The organism is Bradyrhizobium sp. i1.15.2 (assembly GCF_040548425.1).
Lineage (GTDB): Bacteria > Pseudomonadota > Alphaproteobacteria > Rhizobiales > Xanthobacteraceae > Bradyrhizobium > Bradyrhizobium canariense.
Genome location: NZ_JBEPRQ010000055.1, coordinates 1 through 15,749, shown reverse-complemented (window position 1 = coordinate 15,749; position 15,749 = coordinate 1). Strand labels below are relative to the sequence as shown.

12 protein-coding genes and 1 pseudogene are annotated in these 15,749 nt (G+C 60.8%); 6 read left to right on the top strand and 7 right to left on the bottom strand.

The window, feature by feature from the left end:
- Positions 1–175: 175 nt before the first annotated feature.
- Positions 176–349 carry a hypothetical protein gene (locus ABIB80_RS38675; RefSeq protein ID WP_157158666.1) on the bottom strand — a complete coding sequence of 58 codons (174 nt, stop codon included), beginning with the start codon at positions 347–349 and terminating at the stop codon, positions 176–178.
- Positions 350–603: 254 nt separating this feature from the next.
- Entirely contained in the window at positions 604–858 is a 255-nt protein-coding gene (locus ABIB80_RS38670; protein WP_354129579.1) for a GcrA family cell cycle regulator, read from the bottom strand.
- 338 nt (positions 859–1,196) lie between these two features.
- Between ABIB80_RS38670 and ABIB80_RS38665 the strand changes: the two are divergent.
- A pseudogene (locus ABIB80_RS38665) lies at positions 1,197–1,395 on the top strand (transposase); the annotation flags it as partial.
- A 59-nt stretch (positions 1,396–1,454) separates the two neighbouring features.
- Here the strand turns inward: ABIB80_RS38665 and ABIB80_RS38660 are convergent.
- The 4 genes from ABIB80_RS38660 to ABIB80_RS38645 all read right to left on the bottom strand — a co-directional run bounded on the left by ABIB80_RS38660 (position 1,455) and on the right by ABIB80_RS38645 (position 6,794).
- On the bottom strand, positions 1,455–1,751 hold the full coding sequence (locus ABIB80_RS38660) for a hypothetical protein (RefSeq protein ID WP_354129578.1): 297 nt from the start codon (positions 1,749–1,751) through the stop codon (positions 1,455–1,457).
- A gap of 1,091 nt (positions 1,752–2,842) precedes the next feature.
- Positions 2,843–5,224: a peptidase domain-containing ABC transporter gene (locus ABIB80_RS38655; protein ID WP_354129577.1), complete on the bottom strand. Its 2,382-nt coding sequence runs from the start codon at positions 5,222–5,224 to the stop codon at positions 2,843–2,845.
- A gap of 3 nt (positions 5,225–5,227) precedes the next feature.
- Complete coding sequence (locus ABIB80_RS38650; protein WP_354129576.1) at positions 5,228–6,478, bottom strand: beta-barrel domain-containing protein; 1,251 nt, start codon at positions 6,476–6,478, stop codon at positions 5,228–5,230.
- A 115-nt stretch (positions 6,479–6,593) separates the two neighbouring features.
- Positions 6,594–6,794: a hypothetical protein gene (locus tag ABIB80_RS38645; RefSeq protein ID WP_007601774.1), complete on the bottom strand. Its 201-nt coding sequence runs from the start codon at positions 6,792–6,794 to the stop codon at positions 6,594–6,596.
- 751 nt (positions 6,795–7,545) lie between these two features.
- Between ABIB80_RS38645 and ABIB80_RS38640 the strand changes: the two genes are divergently transcribed.
- The 5 genes from ABIB80_RS38640 (at position 7,546) to ABIB80_RS38620 (ending at position 15,366) form a co-directional block, all read left to right on the top strand.
- On the top strand, positions 7,546–8,163 hold the full coding sequence (locus ABIB80_RS38640; protein WP_354129575.1) for a sigma-70 family RNA polymerase sigma factor: 618 nt from the start codon (positions 7,546–7,548) through the stop codon (positions 8,161–8,163).
- A gap of 143 nt (positions 8,164–8,306) precedes the next feature.
- Positions 8,307–8,867, top strand: a complete 561-nt coding sequence (locus ABIB80_RS38635) for a hypothetical protein (protein ID WP_219681368.1) — start codon at positions 8,307–8,309, stop codon at positions 8,865–8,867.
- Positions 8,868–8,940: 73 nt separating this feature from the next.
- Positions 8,941–12,150, top strand: coding sequence for a RodZ family helix-turn-helix domain-containing protein (locus ABIB80_RS38630; RefSeq protein ID WP_354129574.1), 3,210 nt, complete (start codon positions 8,941–8,943; stop codon positions 12,148–12,150).
- Between the two features lie 12 nt (positions 12,151–12,162).
- Positions 12,163–13,983, top strand: coding sequence for a type I secretion system permease/ATPase (locus ABIB80_RS38625; RefSeq protein ID WP_007601780.1), 1,821 nt, complete (start codon positions 12,163–12,165; stop codon positions 13,981–13,983).
- Positions 13,984–14,001: 18 nt separating this feature from the next.
- Positions 14,002–15,366 carry an HlyD family type I secretion periplasmic adaptor subunit gene (locus ABIB80_RS38620; RefSeq protein ID WP_219681371.1) on the top strand — a complete coding sequence of 455 codons (1,365 nt, stop codon included), beginning with the start codon at positions 14,002–14,004 and terminating at the stop codon, positions 15,364–15,366.
- Positions 15,367–15,494: 128 nt separating this feature from the next.
- On the opposite strand, the gene ABIB80_RS38615 is transcribed toward ABIB80_RS38620, so the two are convergent.
- A partial coding sequence (locus ABIB80_RS38615) for a hypothetical protein (RefSeq protein ID WP_354129573.1) occupies positions 15,495–15,749 on the bottom strand: 255 nt, incomplete at its 5' end.

The following is a 15,749-nucleotide window of genomic DNA, read 5'->3' as shown; positions in this document are numbered from 1 at the left end:
GCCTCAAGCCCCCAATCCCTGCAATCTCAAATGCCGCCGCAACCGGAAAACTGACTCCTGCTCAATCGCTTAGAGCCTTGTTCACGGACGACTACGTTGACCAACGCCAAGACGAGTAGCCCGCTCGCGGGTCCACCGTCATCGAGGCGGGGTTCGAGAGTGTTCGCGAGACAATCTAGAACGTGCGGTACGGCCCCAAGCCGAAGAGCGCCTCAGTCACCGTGATGTCCGCTGTCCAACCGATTTTAGCGATCCAATCGTTGACGGATGACTGACATGGGCTGGTGGCGGTATTGCCGGCCAGATCGGTGAGCTTATCGATGGAAACGGCGGCTTCGATACGGCGCAATACGCCAATCTAACCTTCACGACGGGTGGGGATCAGCGCTCGCCTTGCGGCAGGAACGGTGATTGGCGATGCCTCGAGCGGCGCCGGCTCCCCTATGACGTCGTTCGCTCTCCTCGAAAGCGTAACGAACCTACTCCGACGTCCCGTCCACCCCCGCATTTTCGTGCATGCAAGATGGTCCAAAAGCCGAGGTAAGTGTCCAGCGGAACAGCCGATTCTTGGCCCCGCTTTCCACGTTTTCACGAGCCCGCCGATTACCCGGCCCGCTGCGCGAAGACGCGTCCGCTAGTGCGGCTTACTCGACCTTGCTGCTTATGGAAGCGTTGCAATCGACCGTAGACCGCGAGGCGAGTGCGGTCTAACCGCTGGCCGATCTCGCTTGCACTCATGCCACTGTCGAATAACGCAAGAAGTTGCGCTTCTTCCTCGGGAGACCACGAACGGATATCGACGTAGCTGGGGGGGGCCGGGCGCCATCGTGATGAAGGGCCCGTGCTAATCGGCTTCATCCAAGAAGCATGATGTTACCAAGGCCACTCCGCCAATCTACCTCGACCGGCTCATACTTTGCTGCCGTGCAACAATTGGCGATACCGCCCGGGACCGAAGGGGTGATCCTCGCTAAGCAAACAATAGTACCCGTAAGTCCGCCATGGGTCACTCGCGATCTGCGCCAAGCAATGGCCAACCCGGCCATGTCCATTGCTCGCCGAAAGCGGAAGTAAATCTGGAGCGTTAGCGGTTTTGCGGCCAACTGCGGCTTGATGGTATCGCTTTGGGCGTGATTCAAGCTCTCAAATCGGCCTCGAATCACGCGCTACGAACTCAGCGATTGTGAATGGACCGCGATATTCCGCCGGAACGAAATCGCAAAGACCCGATCTGCTTCAGTCCGTCTCTCTATCGTGCGCGAAATCTCGTCGAAAGGTTCTTCAACAAGATCAAGCAATGTCGGCGGGTCGCGACCCGATACCACAAATTCTCAGTCAACTATCTGGCGTTTCATCAAGCTCGCATCAATCCGCATTTGGCTGCGCGCTAAATGAGTCCACGCTCTACCCGAGCGCGGGGGTCGGGCCGCCGAGTGGAAGGTGATCGGCCGAACCTACTGTTCGATCTCGACGCACTGACGAAGCCTGAAGACGATATCCGGCAAAGCGTGTCGCAGGCGTGCAGCGTCTTGGGACGTGGTCGAGAACGGTGCGAACGTGACCATCGCATTCCAAGGTCGACTTCCGTAGACGGTGATCGAGACTCCGGATCTCGAAAAGCCTTCAACTTTGCGAAGCTCACCAAGAACGAGGTCGGCGATCGCCACAGCGGGCAGTCGCGCTCGTTTTCCATCGGGGCCGCCGGCGGACAAGGGTGCGACCGGTTTTGCAGGCGACGCTGCCGCGGTCACGGGCTCCTCTTCGAGCGTTGGCGGCATCTCCGGCGCCGGAGGCGCGGGGTGGGCGGCGCGGGCGGAGCAAAAATGCCGCTGATCAGCGCCATAAGGCCCGGATCTTTCGAGTCATTGCTCATCGCTCTCTCGCAGTTGAGCGTAGCCTAGCAACATTCGGAAAGGATGCCCACCACGCCTGGGCAAGTGGTCGCGGTTCCTGTGTTAGCGATCGAACATTCAGGCGTGCAAAGTTTCGCTAAGCTCCTCCTCAGCGAGGTACCGGGCTCACGGAGGGGCGTCGAAGGTGTTGGGCTGTGATGCGCTGGCGTATGCGCAATTGTTTGTTGATTTATCCATCAGGCAAAAATTCCGCTTCCGCGATCCGCGGGCGCTACATACTCGGCGAGGAGCGATTGACGTGCGATCGCTGCGCAGCGACTGACTCTGTGACTTTCTGGCGTTTCGAGGGGATAGCTCACCGCGCGTGGGCGATGAACAGTCGGACGGATACTTGCGTTCAGCGCTAGTTAGAACGGCGCGTTTCTGGGGGATTAACGAATGACAAATTGTGTGATCGTGCGGGCCTATGGACGGCAATTGGATCAGTTGCGCGGCGAGGCATCCCGCATTTCGCGGGCAAACAAAATCGATTGGTGGATTGAGCGCGCAGTCCAAGGCACACGATTTTGCTTTGAGGACGCTGAGGCGAAGAGGGCGTTCGTCTCAATCTGCGAAAACGTCGGTGTTTCGCATATTGATGGCGCACCGCCAGCGTGAACAGGCGGGACCGCGACTGGTTTGGTCCAGGCGTTCTCCGAACGCCTTGATGGCGGCAGCAGCCAACCGGCGCGTGAGCACCGACACTAGTTCCATGAGGTTCGGAGCGACCCAGGCTCAAGGCTGGGGAAAAGTTGAGCCCGGCCGTACGTCGGAATCGACGCAACAATAAAAGCGCGAGGAAACGGCTTGGTCTCTATCCGGCCAGTACGTCGCTCGCGCGACTGCAGCAGGCGTTTGGCCGCCGATGGCGTATCCGCGCGCGTCATCGGACGTCTTCGAAGCGAATGCGCCTTCCATGTCACGCGAATGATCAGACTGCGCGAGCCGAATCAGCATCGTGAGAAGTCGATCCTGGCTAGCGCTTCACCCGGGTTGTCGCCTTTGCCGCCGTCGTCGGACGGCTTGGGGGTGCAGTCCTTCCGCAGCTGGCAGCAGTCCTTTGAATGGCAGTCGTCGTCCTTGGCGTCTTTCCAGTCACCATCGCGCTTCGAGCCATCCCCCGTGGCGTCGCCGGGGCAGTCATCGGTCTCGGCCGATTTCGCACCTTCGGCAGCAAACCCGGTCACACCGACATCTTGCGCAGCCCCAGCTTCTCGTCTGAGGCTCGTCATTCCGACCCGAAACGGTCTGGCCGTCGCGGCAAGATGGATGATCATATCTGCTCCCTGGGTAATTTCGGGTCGGTGCGCTACGCTCACGCGCGTCATACTAAGGTGCCGGAGATTCGCATTGATTTCCTTCTCCTTCTGTGTGTCGAGATGCGCCGTGCCCTCGTCCAGAAACAGGATCTTTGGTCGGCGATAGAGCGCGCGCGCAAGCAGTACTCGCTGTTTCTGGCCACTGGATAACGAGCTTCCCATGTCGCCGATGAGGCTGTTGTAGCTCATCGGCATTGCCACGATGTCCTCGTGGATGCCGGCAATTCGCGCGCAATCGATCATGGCTTGTAGATCGAACGCTGTGTCAAAAAAGCAGATATTGTCGGCAATCGATCCCGACAGCAATTGATCCTCCTGCATCACCGCGCCGATTTGCTCGCGATAAGCGCGCGGTCCGATCTGGCCCAGCGGAAGGCCGTCGATCAGAACCTCACCGCTCGTTGGCTCGAGCAGCCCAAGCATAATCTTGACAAGAGTTGACTTGCCGCAGCCCGATGGTCCCATGATCGTCACGAATTGTCCGGGAGCAACGCACAGATTGACGTTGTTAAGAATCAGAGACTCTCCTTCTGCATACCGGAAGCACACGTTGCGCAGTTCGATCTCGCCGCGAATCTGTCGGATATATGACAGGTCTCGGTCGTGCCCGCGCTCGAGCGGGGTGAGCGCAATGTCGGCGAGACGTTCCAGGTGCAGCCCGAGAATGCGGACATCCACCAGCTTCTCGATCAGCAGCGCTGTCCGCTCAGCGAACTGCAACTTGTAGCTGACGAACGCGAATATCATGCCAACCGTGATGAGGTTGTCCAGTGCGAGGCGAGCGGCGAGGTAGATTGTGATCACGTTCTCCAAGCCGAATATCGTGTCGTTCATCGCTTTGAAGCTGATCCTCGCCCGACCTAGCCGCACGTTGGCTGTTATATACGCAGCATAGCGGTTCAGCCACTGGCTCTCCCGTTCGTTTTCTCGGTTGAGCAACTTTAGGCTTTGCACTGCTCGCACGGTTTCGATGAAAGTGGAGTTCTCATCTGCCTTGCTGTGAATGGCCGCTTCGCTCCGTTGCCGGAACATGCTGAAAAGAGCGAGCCGCAGGGTGGCATACAACGCGAACGCCAGCAGGACAACAAGTCCGAGCTGGACGTTGTAGGTGAACATCGACGCCAGCATCAACACCGACATGAGACCGTCAATCAACCCCGTGATCAATCCCTCCGCGAGCACGTTGCGGATGGGCTCGATCGAGTTGAAACGAGACAGGATGTCGCCGATGTGCCGCTTTTCGAAGAATGAGAGTGGCAAGCGCACCAGATGATGAAACAGCCGCGCGCCGATCTGAAAACTCAACGTGTTCTGCAGAACAAGAATAATGAACGAGCGGGTCGCGGTCGACGCGACCCGTATCAGGAGAAGCAGAGCGAATCCGAGCCCGAGGACGACCAGGAGATCGACATCGCCTCTGGCGATGACCTCGTCAACGGTGAGCTGCATATAGAAAGGGGCGGCGAGGAGAAGAATTTCGATGACCACTGACAGAACTAATATTTGGGCGAGGGCACAAGTGTTCCCGTTCATTCCGCTCCAGAATACCGAGAACGGCAATCTCACTCTCTCGTCTGTGCGGCAGAACTCTTCAGTGGGCGAGAGCTCGAGCGCGACTCCGGTGAGATGTCTAGATGCTTCAGCGAGGGGAAACCATTTCTCGCCGGCTGCCGGATCGTGCACCACGATTCCCCTGTTCCTATATGCTTTCAGAACAACGAAATGAGCCATGTCCCAGTGCAGGATAGCCGGCAGACGCAATTGGCAGAGATGGCCGATCTCGATACGCAGTGGCCGACACGCCAGCCCGAGGCGAGCTGCTATTTCCATGAGGTCGCGGAGAGTGACCCCTTTTAGGGACACTGGATGCCGGCGCCGCAGGCTGTTCAAGTCAGTTCGATGACCATGATAGGATGCTACCATGGCAAGGCAAGCGAGCCCGCACTCCGTCGCCTCCGTCTGCCGGATGACCGGGAGGAATCTGCGGCCGCTGAAATTCAATAGTCCCTGCATGGGCTACATCCTTGCGCTCAACACCGGATCAAGCAGCCACCTCATCAGGGAGCGCTGCTCAAGGATCACGTCGGCCCTGAGCAGCATGTCCGGCTGAAGCGGCATCTTACGGCCATAGGCGTCGATGTCGGGCCGCTCGAGAGCCGCAGTCACACGGTAAGCCGGTTCCTTGAGGGCGATCGGCCCGGTCGTTTCGTTGCCGGTCAGAATGGTGTGAGAGACGTTGGTCACGCTGCCGCGGTAGGTGCCGAATTTCTGATAAGGAAATGCATCGTAAAGTATCCTAACCTGCTGGCCGGGGCGCACAAAACCAGACGCGCGTGTCGGAAAGAACAGCTCCGCCTGCAAGTGCGCATCAATGGGAATGATTTCGAGCTGCATATGCCGAGGATCCGCGATTTGGCCCATTGTCGCCTGCAGCGTGGACACGCGCCCACTCGTTGACGCCTTGATAACGTAAGCCTGCCGCCCATTTACCTCCGCCACGCGCTGTTCGATCGAGGAGAGTTCATTACGCAGTCCTCGGATCCTCTCTGCGGCGATGGTTGGGAGTTGCTCGAGTGTATGCCGAGCGTCTGTCAACTGAGTGTGTCGCGCGGTGATCTGCTGATCGAGCGACACCACACTCTGCTTTTGCTCAAGTGCGGCCTGCTCGCGGCGCTTGAGCTCAATCGTTGGCAATGCGCCGCTCGCGGTTAGCTTAGCGCCCGTTGATACGAAGCTCTCGGAAAGTTTCAGTCGCTCGTTTTGGATGTTCCGCTGGTCCTCGAGTTGGACAATTTCTCCTTCAATCCCCTTGATCGTGGAACCGAGGCGATCCCGTTCTGAGGCGGTTCGGCGATCTTCGGCATCGATCTGTCGCTCGACCACATTGCGTTGCTGCGTCAGCACCGCAAGTACGGTCGCATTGACGTCATCGCCATTGGCCGTGATTTGGGAAGTGACTATGGTCAGGAGCGGGTCACCCTCCGCAACCTCTTGCCCCTCCTTCACGTGTATCGCCTTGATGAAGCCCTGTTGTGATACGAAAATCTTAGCTGTGCCGGAGGTCGGCGTCAGATACCCGGAGACGGTCTCCTTGCGAGCGTATTGCGCGATGGAGAGAAAACACAAAATGAATACAACGAGCGCCGCAAGGCTCCAGCTAAGCAGTGTGCTCGACAGCGGCTGCAGCAATACGACCTCACCCCAGGTGTGGCGCTGATGCAAAAAGTCGACGGCTTCCTTACGAAACAGAGTTGGTCGGTTCGCCATGAACGCACCTTGCTGAAGCGCTGCGCGGAGTATCTTCCGCCAAAGCAAGACTGCGGATGGATACCGGAGAACCGCTTCTCCTGATGGAGAAGCGGTTCGCCGATGCATCCCGCCTTTACCCAATAAAGACTTGGGACTGCTTGGACAGCAGGCCAACCTGAACTTGGTTTCCGCTGAGCACATTGATGTCGCCAGTTCGGATCAGTGATCCGCCATCATGGCAGCCACCGCCACAGCCGCCGGTGCCGGCGGCCACGAGGTCGAGCTCCTCATCAGACAGTTCGATAGGGTGAGCAAGATTGGTCATCTCTAGCATGTTGGTCTCCTTTCGGGTTAGGTGGCGGAACATTGATGTAACTGTTGCCACGTCATCACTAGGTGCAAGACGCCAATCTGGATGCACGGTCGCGCAAATTTTGTGAGCGGCAAGTGTTTCACGCTTGTTGTATCGTGATTTTTGCAATGTCGTATGCAAGGCGCTTTAAGTAGAAGTCAGGGCGGCTTCGTCAGAGTGAGTTGGAGGTTCTGGTCTGCTGGATGTTCTGCGCGGCCGAGATGCGACATTGCGCCTTCCGAAGGAAAGCGCGTTGACGCGCCATGTGGCGAGCTCGGTCCGGGAAGCGCCTTAGCTTGATTCGATGGCTCATCGCGAAAGGTGCGCAAGTCGACGCGTGTTTTGACATAGTGTGTTGGGAGGGTGCGTCGAATGTCCTTCGGTGGCATTACGCGGGACTCGGACCCGTTGCGTGCTCTGAAGTTTTAAACGCGACTAGCGACGATGTTGACGTTGCCCATTTTCGAGGTTGGCTCGAAGACTTACGTTGCTGCTCGCAGCGGCTCACCTGGCCGGGGAGCACGACAAGCCATGGTCCGCCTGCACCCCTGACGACCACGTTTGCCCTTTGGTGATCGGGAAAAAAAATGAAAACTTCCGGGAACGAAGTCGCTGCTTGCTGACTTGAGTTCGCCGACAGCCGATTTCGTTTTTATTTAAAATCGGTCATTTAAATAAATTGTAAATGCGCGGCATAAAATGCCGCAGTGCCTTACGAGGGGTGACTTCGACCATGCCCCATCAGTGCCTCGATTTAACGAAGGCAAGGTCTCGCTCCGGCGCAGCGCGCCATGACAGCTGTCTCACTGGCGAGACGGCTCTTAATTACGAAACAGCTCTGCTTGAGTGCGCCTCCGGATCGCAGTCCGCCGTCGGCAGGATCTACGCGCGCGAGAAGGAGCAGTTGCGCGCGATGGCGCACCGTATCGTGCACGACAGATCGCGTTCCGAGGACGTCATCCACGACGCATTCGCGCAGATTCTCCGATATGCGAAAAACTTCGATCCTGCACGCGGATCCGCCCGGGGCTGGATCTACGCGATCGTCCGCAACACGGCGCTCAAGATGCGCCAGAACGCCAGGCGCGAACTCGCGCTGGAGGACGAAGCATTGAATGCCATCTGTGCGCGGGAACAGACGGTTCCGAACCCTGCGTGCTGTATCCCAGACAGCATGACGTTGCGAACCATGCTCGATCAACTCGAGCCACAGCGCCGCGCGAGCCTTCTCTTGGCGATCGTCGACGGGCGCACGCACGAGGAGATTTCCGAATACCTCCAGGTTCCCGTCGGAACCGTCAAAGCGTGGATCCGGAGAGAGCTCGTGGCCATGCGCCGGCAGCTCGAATGAAGCGTGAAACTATTTTTCTCGCCGCTGCATCCATAGGTGTGCTTCGGCGACAGTAGGAGTGACGGCGTGGTGATCCGGGCAGGGCACGCGCGCGTGGCGCAGGTGCCTGTGACCGTCGCAAAGCTGAAGCGAGGAACGAAGCCATGTCTATCCTGAGCAGTGTGATGACCATTCTCGGACTGATAAAGCTCACGGGAACCGGCGTCCCAGCCGAGGAATGCACGTCAACCAAGCCGGACGACTGTGGCGACGGCAAGCAGTCAAAGTGGAATGACGATCACAGCGGTAACGACGAGTATTCGACCGGCGACGGCAAAGAAAATTACTCCAAGCTTAGCGGCATGGGCGCTTACCCGAAAGACGGCACCTACCCAGAGCACGATGGGGGCTGGAAGGATGCCAAGGACGGTGAATACCAGCCCAAGGACCATTGCGATCTCCAGCCGGCTGACGATGGCAGCAGGGGCGACACCGATCGCAGTCCTGGTGACGCGCTGGCCAAGTTCGACTTCTCCCACGGTGAGTTCGCGGGTGATTTCAGCTCGCACGGTCCAGATCATTCGGGTGACATACACGGCGCGCTCGCTTCGATGTCTTCCGACGATGCGCTCGAATACGCCATCGGTTTGATGGGCCCAATGGATCACTTCGACGTAGGGCATTTCGACACGGCGACGGATACGTCGCACGACACGGGCGCCTGACATGCCGAAGAGGCTCGTCTGGCGGTGGATGCTGCCGGGCGAGGGTGGTTTTTGAACAAGAAAGGCGGCGGTCATGCACCAGATAGAAAAGCGCGACTTGTTCGAACAAGAGCGGAAGATTTTCGAAGCCGGAGTGCAGCGTGCCGACAAGCGATCCGGCTCTTTCAGTTTCTTGACCCGGTCATTCTTTATTGCCCAGCTAGTTGCCTGCGAGGAGTTTCTTGCCGCCCCGTTCAAATCTGCGCTGGCCAGGCAAGAAGACGCGACAGCCGCTCAGGCAGGTGCGGGGCCGCAAGGAACAAACGACGAGCTGCCTGCGAGCGACCCCGCGCAACCGGGCTGGGAGGATGAGAGGCCCAAGGGGCCGGCCGCCTCGTCGGACACGCATGTGGCTCAGCTCGATCCGACCGGGCGCTTGGCGGAGCCGCATGAAGACGCGCCCAGACCGAGCACCGCTCGTGGCGAAGCAGTTGCTACTGCGAGCTCTGGGGGTGGGGGTGGCGACGATGTCGATTCTTGCAAGCACCATGGTCACATCTCAGCCGACCTTAGTTGCGTCAACTCGCTGTCAGCGGATTCCGACCTCGGAAGCATCGAATCCGTTCGGTCTAACTTGCTTAGCGACTCGTTTAGCCCGTCGATCATCAGCTCCTTTCCCCTGCTTGGAATGATCGGCGATGTGAGCAATGACGTGGTGGTAGGGATTGCGCCGGTTGCGGCGATGGTGCCGCCGGCGCTCGGGACGAGCGACACCGTCAGCACGCTATCCGATGACGAGGCCGGCGCGATCGCGCCGCTTGAGGCGGCGGTGCAGCCGACGCTATCAACTCTGGCCGACACCGCTGGCACGCTGCCCAACGATGTGGTTGGTACGATTACTTCAGTCGAGGCGGCTGTGATGCCGGCACTCGCCACGGCGACCGACACAGTCAGCACGCTACCTAAGGACGTGGTTGGCGCCATTGCGCCGGCCGAGGCGGCGGTGCCGCCGGCACCCGCGACGGCAGCCGAAACTGTCAGCGCGCTGCCGAACGACGTGGTTGGCGCAATTGCGCCGGTCAAGGCGGCTGTGATGCCGGCACTCGCCACGGCGAGCGACACCGTCAGCGCGCTGCCCAACGACGTGGCCGGCGCGATCGCGCCGCTTGAGGCGGCGGCGCAGCCGATGCTAGCGACTCTGGCTGACACTGCGGGCACGCTACCCAACGAAGTCGCCGGCGCCATTGCGCCGGTTGAGGCGGCTGTAATGCCGGCACTCGCCTCGGCGCCCCTCAGCGCACTGCCGAACGACGTAGTTGGCGCAATTGCGCCGGCCGAGGCGGCGGTGCCGCCGGCACTCGCGACGGCAGCCGAAACTGTCAGCGCGCCGCCGAACAACGTGGTTGGCGCAATTGCGCCGGTCGAGGCGGCTGTGATGCCGGCACTCGCCGCGGCGAGCGACACCGTCAGCGCGCTGCCCAACGATGTGGCCGGCGCGATCGCGCCGGTTGAGGCGGCGGCGCAGCCGACGTTATCGACTCTGGCCGACACTGCAGGCACGCTACCCAACGACGTGGTCGGCGCAATTGCGCCGGTCGCGGCGACGGTGCCGCCAGCACTCGCGACGGCGACCGACGCCGTCAGTGTGCTGCCCAACGACGTGGCCGGCGCGATCACGCCGCTCGAGGCGGCGACGCAGCCGACGCTATCGACGCTGGCCGACACTGCGGGTACGCTGCCCGACGACATGGTTGGCGCGATCGCGCCGGTCGAGGCGACGGTGCCGCCTGCGCTCGCGACGGCTATCGACACCGTGAGCACGGTGAGCAACGAGGTGGTTGGCCAGACGAGGGGTCCAGACGCTCAGTCGAGCGCGTTGTCGCAAACGGTTGCATCGGACAGCACGGGAACTCACACCTTTGATAGTTCAGCACCCCCCCTTGAGATCGCGGAGTCGGCACTGACCACGGGTAACGGTGCGCCTGGTGATGTATCCCAGCCCACCGATGTGGCTGGCAATGCTCTTGCGAGTGGCGCGCCGGTCCTTGAGACGAGCGAGCATGTGCTCACCACAACAGCTGCCGCTTCGACCGATCCGCCGAGCCAGCTGTCGCATCCGGCCAATACGGCGAGTGTGACTGGCGACGCTTTGGCGGGTGCGGCGCCGGTGGCTGACATGACCGAGCCGGTGCTCACTGCGACAGCTGCGGCTCCGACCGATCCATCGAGCGAACTGTCGGATCCGGCCGACACGGCGAGTGTGGCTGGCGAGGCTTTGGCGAGTCCCGCACCACTGGCTGCCATGATTGAGCCGGTGCTCACCACAACAGCAGCGGCTCCGACCGATGCGCCGAGCGACGTGTCGCAGCAACCGGCCGACACGGGCAGCGTGGCTGGCGATGCTTTGGCAAGTGTGGCGCCGGTCGCGGACACGAACGAGCCGGTGCTCACCACAACAGCTGACGCGCTGACCGATCCGACCAGCGACGTGTCGAAACCCGCCGATACGGGCAGTGTGGCTGGCGATGCTCTGGCGAGTACGGCGCCGGTCGCGGACACGAGCGAGCCGGTGCTCACCACAACGGCTGCCGCGCTGACCGACCCGACGAGCGACGTCTCGCATCCGGCCGATACGGGCAGTGTGGCTGGCGATGCTCTGGCGAGTGCGGCGCCGGTCGCGGACACGAGCGAGCCGGTGCTCACCACAACAGCTGCCGCGCTGACCGATCCGACCAGCGAGGTGTCGCAACCGGCCGACACCGCCAGCGTGGCTGGCAATGCTTTGGCGGTTGCGGCACCGGCCGCTAACACGGCCGAGCCGGTGCTCACCAGCGCCGGAGACACGCTCAGCAACCCCGCGACCGAACCGGGAGAGCCGGCCGTGCCGGACACCACCAGCGCTCAAACTCCTGGATCGGCCGAAACGCTTCTTGCTCTCGCCACCACCGCTGACGCACCGATCGAGAGTTCGGGATCCGCCACCACTGCCCCGGAGAACGTCATGACGGACAAATCAAATGCCGCGGCGACGACCGCCGTCGCGAACGATGTGATCGCGTTGAACGATGCGCCACCGCCTCCGGCAGATTCGCTGTTCAACGGAACCCAGTATACAGATTACGGCGTCACGCTCAGCAGCGACATCGCGCCCTCCCAGACTGCCGCGTCTCAGGGGGACGCCGCATCGGCTCAAGACGTTTCAGCGCCGGTGGCTGCCGACGTCCAAAAACCCGCGCCGCCGCCTCCCGACATCTTGGATAATACTTCGATTGATCATGTCGGGACTCATGATGCCATCCTCTAGTGGGAGGCAAACATGGCAGCTGTCGAGACACTGGACTGTCCGCCGCGCACCAACTCCGGGGCTCAACTTCGGGTCGCACCCGGCGGCGAAGCCCGCGACTACGTCGGACCTGTCAACGCGCTGGCCGCCTGGCGTTCGGTCGCGCGCATCAACCTCATAGCGGTCGCAGCATTTTCGGTCGTTGTGAATCTGCTGATGCTCACGTTGCCGATCTATCTCTTTCAAATATCCGATCGCGTGCTGACGAGCCGTAGTCTCGAGACACTGCTGATGCTCTCGGCTCTCGCGCTGACGTTCATCGGTATCCTCTCCATCGTGGACATTTTACGTCGACAGGTGCTGGGGCGTCTTGCGACCAAGATGGAAGCGGTGCTTGGCGGCGCAGTGCTGGCGAGCAGCATCAATAACGCCAGGGCCGGCGAGGGAGGAACCATCCAGGCGATCCGCAGCCTTCACCAGGTGCGGGGCTTCATCTCGAGCCCTATCATGCTTCTACTGATGGACGCGCCACTCTCGCCCCTCTACTTCGCAGTCATATTCCTCGTTCATCGACATCTTGGCTGGATCGCAGTCGTATCGGGCTTGGTCCTCGCACTGATTGCGCTGATCAACCAGAAAGCGACCTCGGAGCGTCTGAGCGAGGCAGGCCTGTATGCCGCCGAGGCCGATGCGGCGGCCGAGTCGCTGGCGCGAAATTCGCAGGTGATCAATGCGATGGGAATGCTGAGCGAAAGCATTCTCCACTGGGGGCGCCGGCAGGCGCCAGCACTGACGGTGCAGAGCCAGGCCCTTGACCGGAATTTCTGGATCAGCGGTGCGTCGAAATTCGTCCGGCTCGTGGCCCAGATCACGATCCTCGGCACCGGGGCCTATCTGGCCCTCCACGCCGAGATCACGGGGGGCATGATGATCGCGGCTTCGATCATTGCCGGCCGCGCCCTGCAGCCGCTCGAGGGCTTGATTGAGGGATGGCGCAGCTGCGTTCAGGCGCGATCGGCCTATGCTCACGTCAAGCAGGCGGTTGAGTCATTCCAGCGCGAGGGGCCTAAGCTGCGCTTGCCCAGACCGCAAGGGCGCCTGAGCGTTGATCGGGTCTTGTATTTGCCGCCCGGCTCGAAGGAGCCGGTGCTCAATGGTGTGTCGCTCGACCTCGCGCCCGGAGAGTCTTTGGCCATTGTCGGACCGTCCGGATCGGGCAAGTCGACCCTCGCGCGCATTTTGGTGGGTTGTCTGGTGCCGACAGCCGGCAAGGTCAGACTGGACGGAACGGAGCTGCGCAACTGGGATCGCCGCCAGTTCGGGGAATATAGCGGTTACCTGCCCCAGGAGGTCGAGCTATTTCCCGGGACCATCAAGCAGAACATCTGCCGCATGCGCGACGACTTGCCCGACGAGCGCATCTATGAGGCGGCGATGTTGTCGGGAATTCACGACATGGTCTGCCAGTTGAAGCAAGGATACGAGACCGTGCTCGACCGCAGTGGCGGGCCGCTCTCGGGAGGACAGAAGCAGCGCATCGCGCTCGCCCGGGCTTTCTTCGGTAATCCGTCCCTTGTCGTGCTCGACGAGCCGAACTCGAATCTCGACGCGGCGGGGGAGCAGGCTCTGACCGAGACCCTGCAGCGCGCCAAAAGGCGGGGGGTCACGGCGGTGGTCGTAACCCTGCGCCCGGCGCTGCTGAACAGTGTTGACAAAGTGCTCATACTGCGGGCCGGACGCGCGGAAGCATTCGGCTCTCCGAGCGAGGTGTTGCATCGCCTGGTTCGGTCCCCCGGCAGGGCCGGCGTTGATGAGCCGGTGCAGCCGCAACGCATCGAATCCTCGGGCGGGTGACCAGCGCGGGAGGACAGCATGAGAGCGGTAAAGGACGACATCGGCGAGTGGTACCGCGGTGTTCCGCTGAGCGCCAAATGGCCCATCTTCACCGGCCTCGCCATCCTGGTTGTTTGGCTCGGCTGTTTCGGCGTTTGGGCTGCAGTCGCCCCACTCAACAGTGCGGTCGTGGCTTCAGGCACGTTCGTGGCTACCGGGCAGAACAAGTTAGTCCAGCACTTCGAGGGCGGCATCATCCGCGAGATTGCGGTCAAGGACGGAGATCTCGTCGAGGCCAACCAGGTCCTCGTTCGCATGGACGATACCCCTGCCAACGCCAAGCTGAAACGGCTGGTTTTGAAGAAGTATCGACTGCTCGCCATGAAGGCGCGTCTTGAAGCTGAACTGAGCTCTTCGGATGCAATCGAAACTCCGGCCGAATTCAGCGAGAACGCTCGTGATCCAGAAATCAAAGCGATTCTTGAGCGGCAACGTGCCGAGCTTCAGGCGCGCCGGGCTAGTCGGGTGAGCGAGGAAAGCGTACTCTTGAAGCAAATCGCCGGGCTGGAGGAAAGCATCCGCGGATATCAGGCGCAAGTTCAGTCGACCAAAGAGCGTATTGCCTTGTTCGCCGAAGAACTGAAGGACAAGAATTCGCTTCTTGGCCAGCAGCTGGTGCGCAAGTCGGATGTGCTGGCGTTGCGACGCTCAGAGGCGGGTCTCGGGGGTGAGCTCGGCGAGTATCTCGGCCGCATCGCCGATTCGAAGGAGCGGATCGCTCAGGCGAACGAAAGAATAGCCCAGCTGCACGCGACGGCGCTCCGGGACGCGACCAAGGAGCTGCGCGAAACCGAGGCGGAGCTGGACGACGTTGAGGAGCAAATACGTGCTGCGCAGGATGTGGTTGACCGGATCGATGTTCGTTCGCCAGTCCGAGGTATTGTGGTGAAGAACAACTTCCATACACCGGGCGGCGTCGTCTCTCCTGGTGCCGTGATCCTAGAGCTCCTCCCGATTGGCGACGAGCGCATCATCGAGGCGCATCTGAATCCCAAGGACATTTCGCATGTGAGCGTTGGCCAGGAGGCGCTGGTGCGGCTGTCGGCACTCAACCAGCGCATCACGCCGATGGTCGGTGCGAGCGTCATCTACGTGTCAGCGGACGCCTTGGCGGAGCAAGTGCAGGCGAAGACCGAAACCCGTACCGACGCTGACACGCGTCGCGAATTCTACGTCGTTCGGGTGCGCCTGGACCAGGATGATGTTCTCAGACGAATGCCTGAATTCATCCCGACGCCCGGGATGCCCGCGGACGTTTACATCAAGACCGGAGAGCGTACGTTTTTCGAGTACATCATGAAGCCTATCCTCGACAGCTTCTCCCGCGCGTTCCGCGAAACCTGAATGGAGCGAGCATTTTCGACGTCCATGCCGAGCACTCGCGAGTACGGTGATCTCAAGCCCTTCGGTCTAAGGTTTGTAAGTGCGCGATCATAAGATCGCCTGTCCTGCTTCCGGACAGAGAGCGCCATTTATGTCGACGAGACCCCGGGTACGCTCTCGGTCCAATTCCTGGAGCGTGTCTTCATGAAGAGCAAGACTGTCACTCGGCTTGAAATTTGGCTCTGACCCATATGTGGAACGGCCCGGGCTGCAAGATCTTTTTCTGGTTGAACAAGGGATGACGGTGCAGTCATATGTTCGGCCTGTGAACGCGGCGCCTGGCCGCTGGCCACGATGATATCCGCGGAAGCAATCGCCCAATCAATTTCTCGCGCTCGAAGCGC

Bases quoted from the DNA above. Each gene is read 5' to 3' on its own strand.
- ABIB80_RS38670 (WP_354129579.1), bottom strand. From the start codon at position 858: ATGAAGCCGATTAGCACGGGCCCTTCATCACGATGGCGCCCGGCCCCC.
- ABIB80_RS38655 (WP_354129577.1), bottom strand. From the start codon at position 5,224: ATGCAGGGACTATTGAATTTCAGCGGCCGCAGATTCCTCCCGGTCATC.
- ABIB80_RS38650 (WP_354129576.1), bottom strand. From the start codon at position 6,478: ATGGCGAACCGACCAACTCTGTTTCGTAAGGAAGCCGTCGACTTTTTG.
- ABIB80_RS38645 (WP_007601774.1), bottom strand. From the start codon at position 6,794: ATGCTAGAGATGACCAATCTTGCTCACCCTATCGAACTGTCTGATGAG.
- ABIB80_RS38640 (WP_354129575.1), top strand. From the start codon at position 7,546: ATGCCCCATCAGTGCCTCGATTTAACGAAGGCAAGGTCTCGCTCCGGC.
- ABIB80_RS38635 (WP_219681368.1), top strand. From the start codon at position 8,307: ATGTCTATCCTGAGCAGTGTGATGACCATTCTCGGACTGATAAAGCTC.
- ABIB80_RS38630 (WP_354129574.1), top strand. From the start codon at position 8,941: ATGCACCAGATAGAAAAGCGCGACTTGTTCGAACAAGAGCGGAAGATT.
- ABIB80_RS38625 (WP_007601780.1), top strand. From the start codon at position 12,163: ATGGCAGCTGTCGAGACACTGGACTGTCCGCCGCGCACCAACTCCGGG.
- ABIB80_RS38620 (WP_219681371.1), top strand. From the start codon at position 14,002: ATGAGAGCGGTAAAGGACGACATCGGCGAGTGGTACCGCGGTGTTCCG.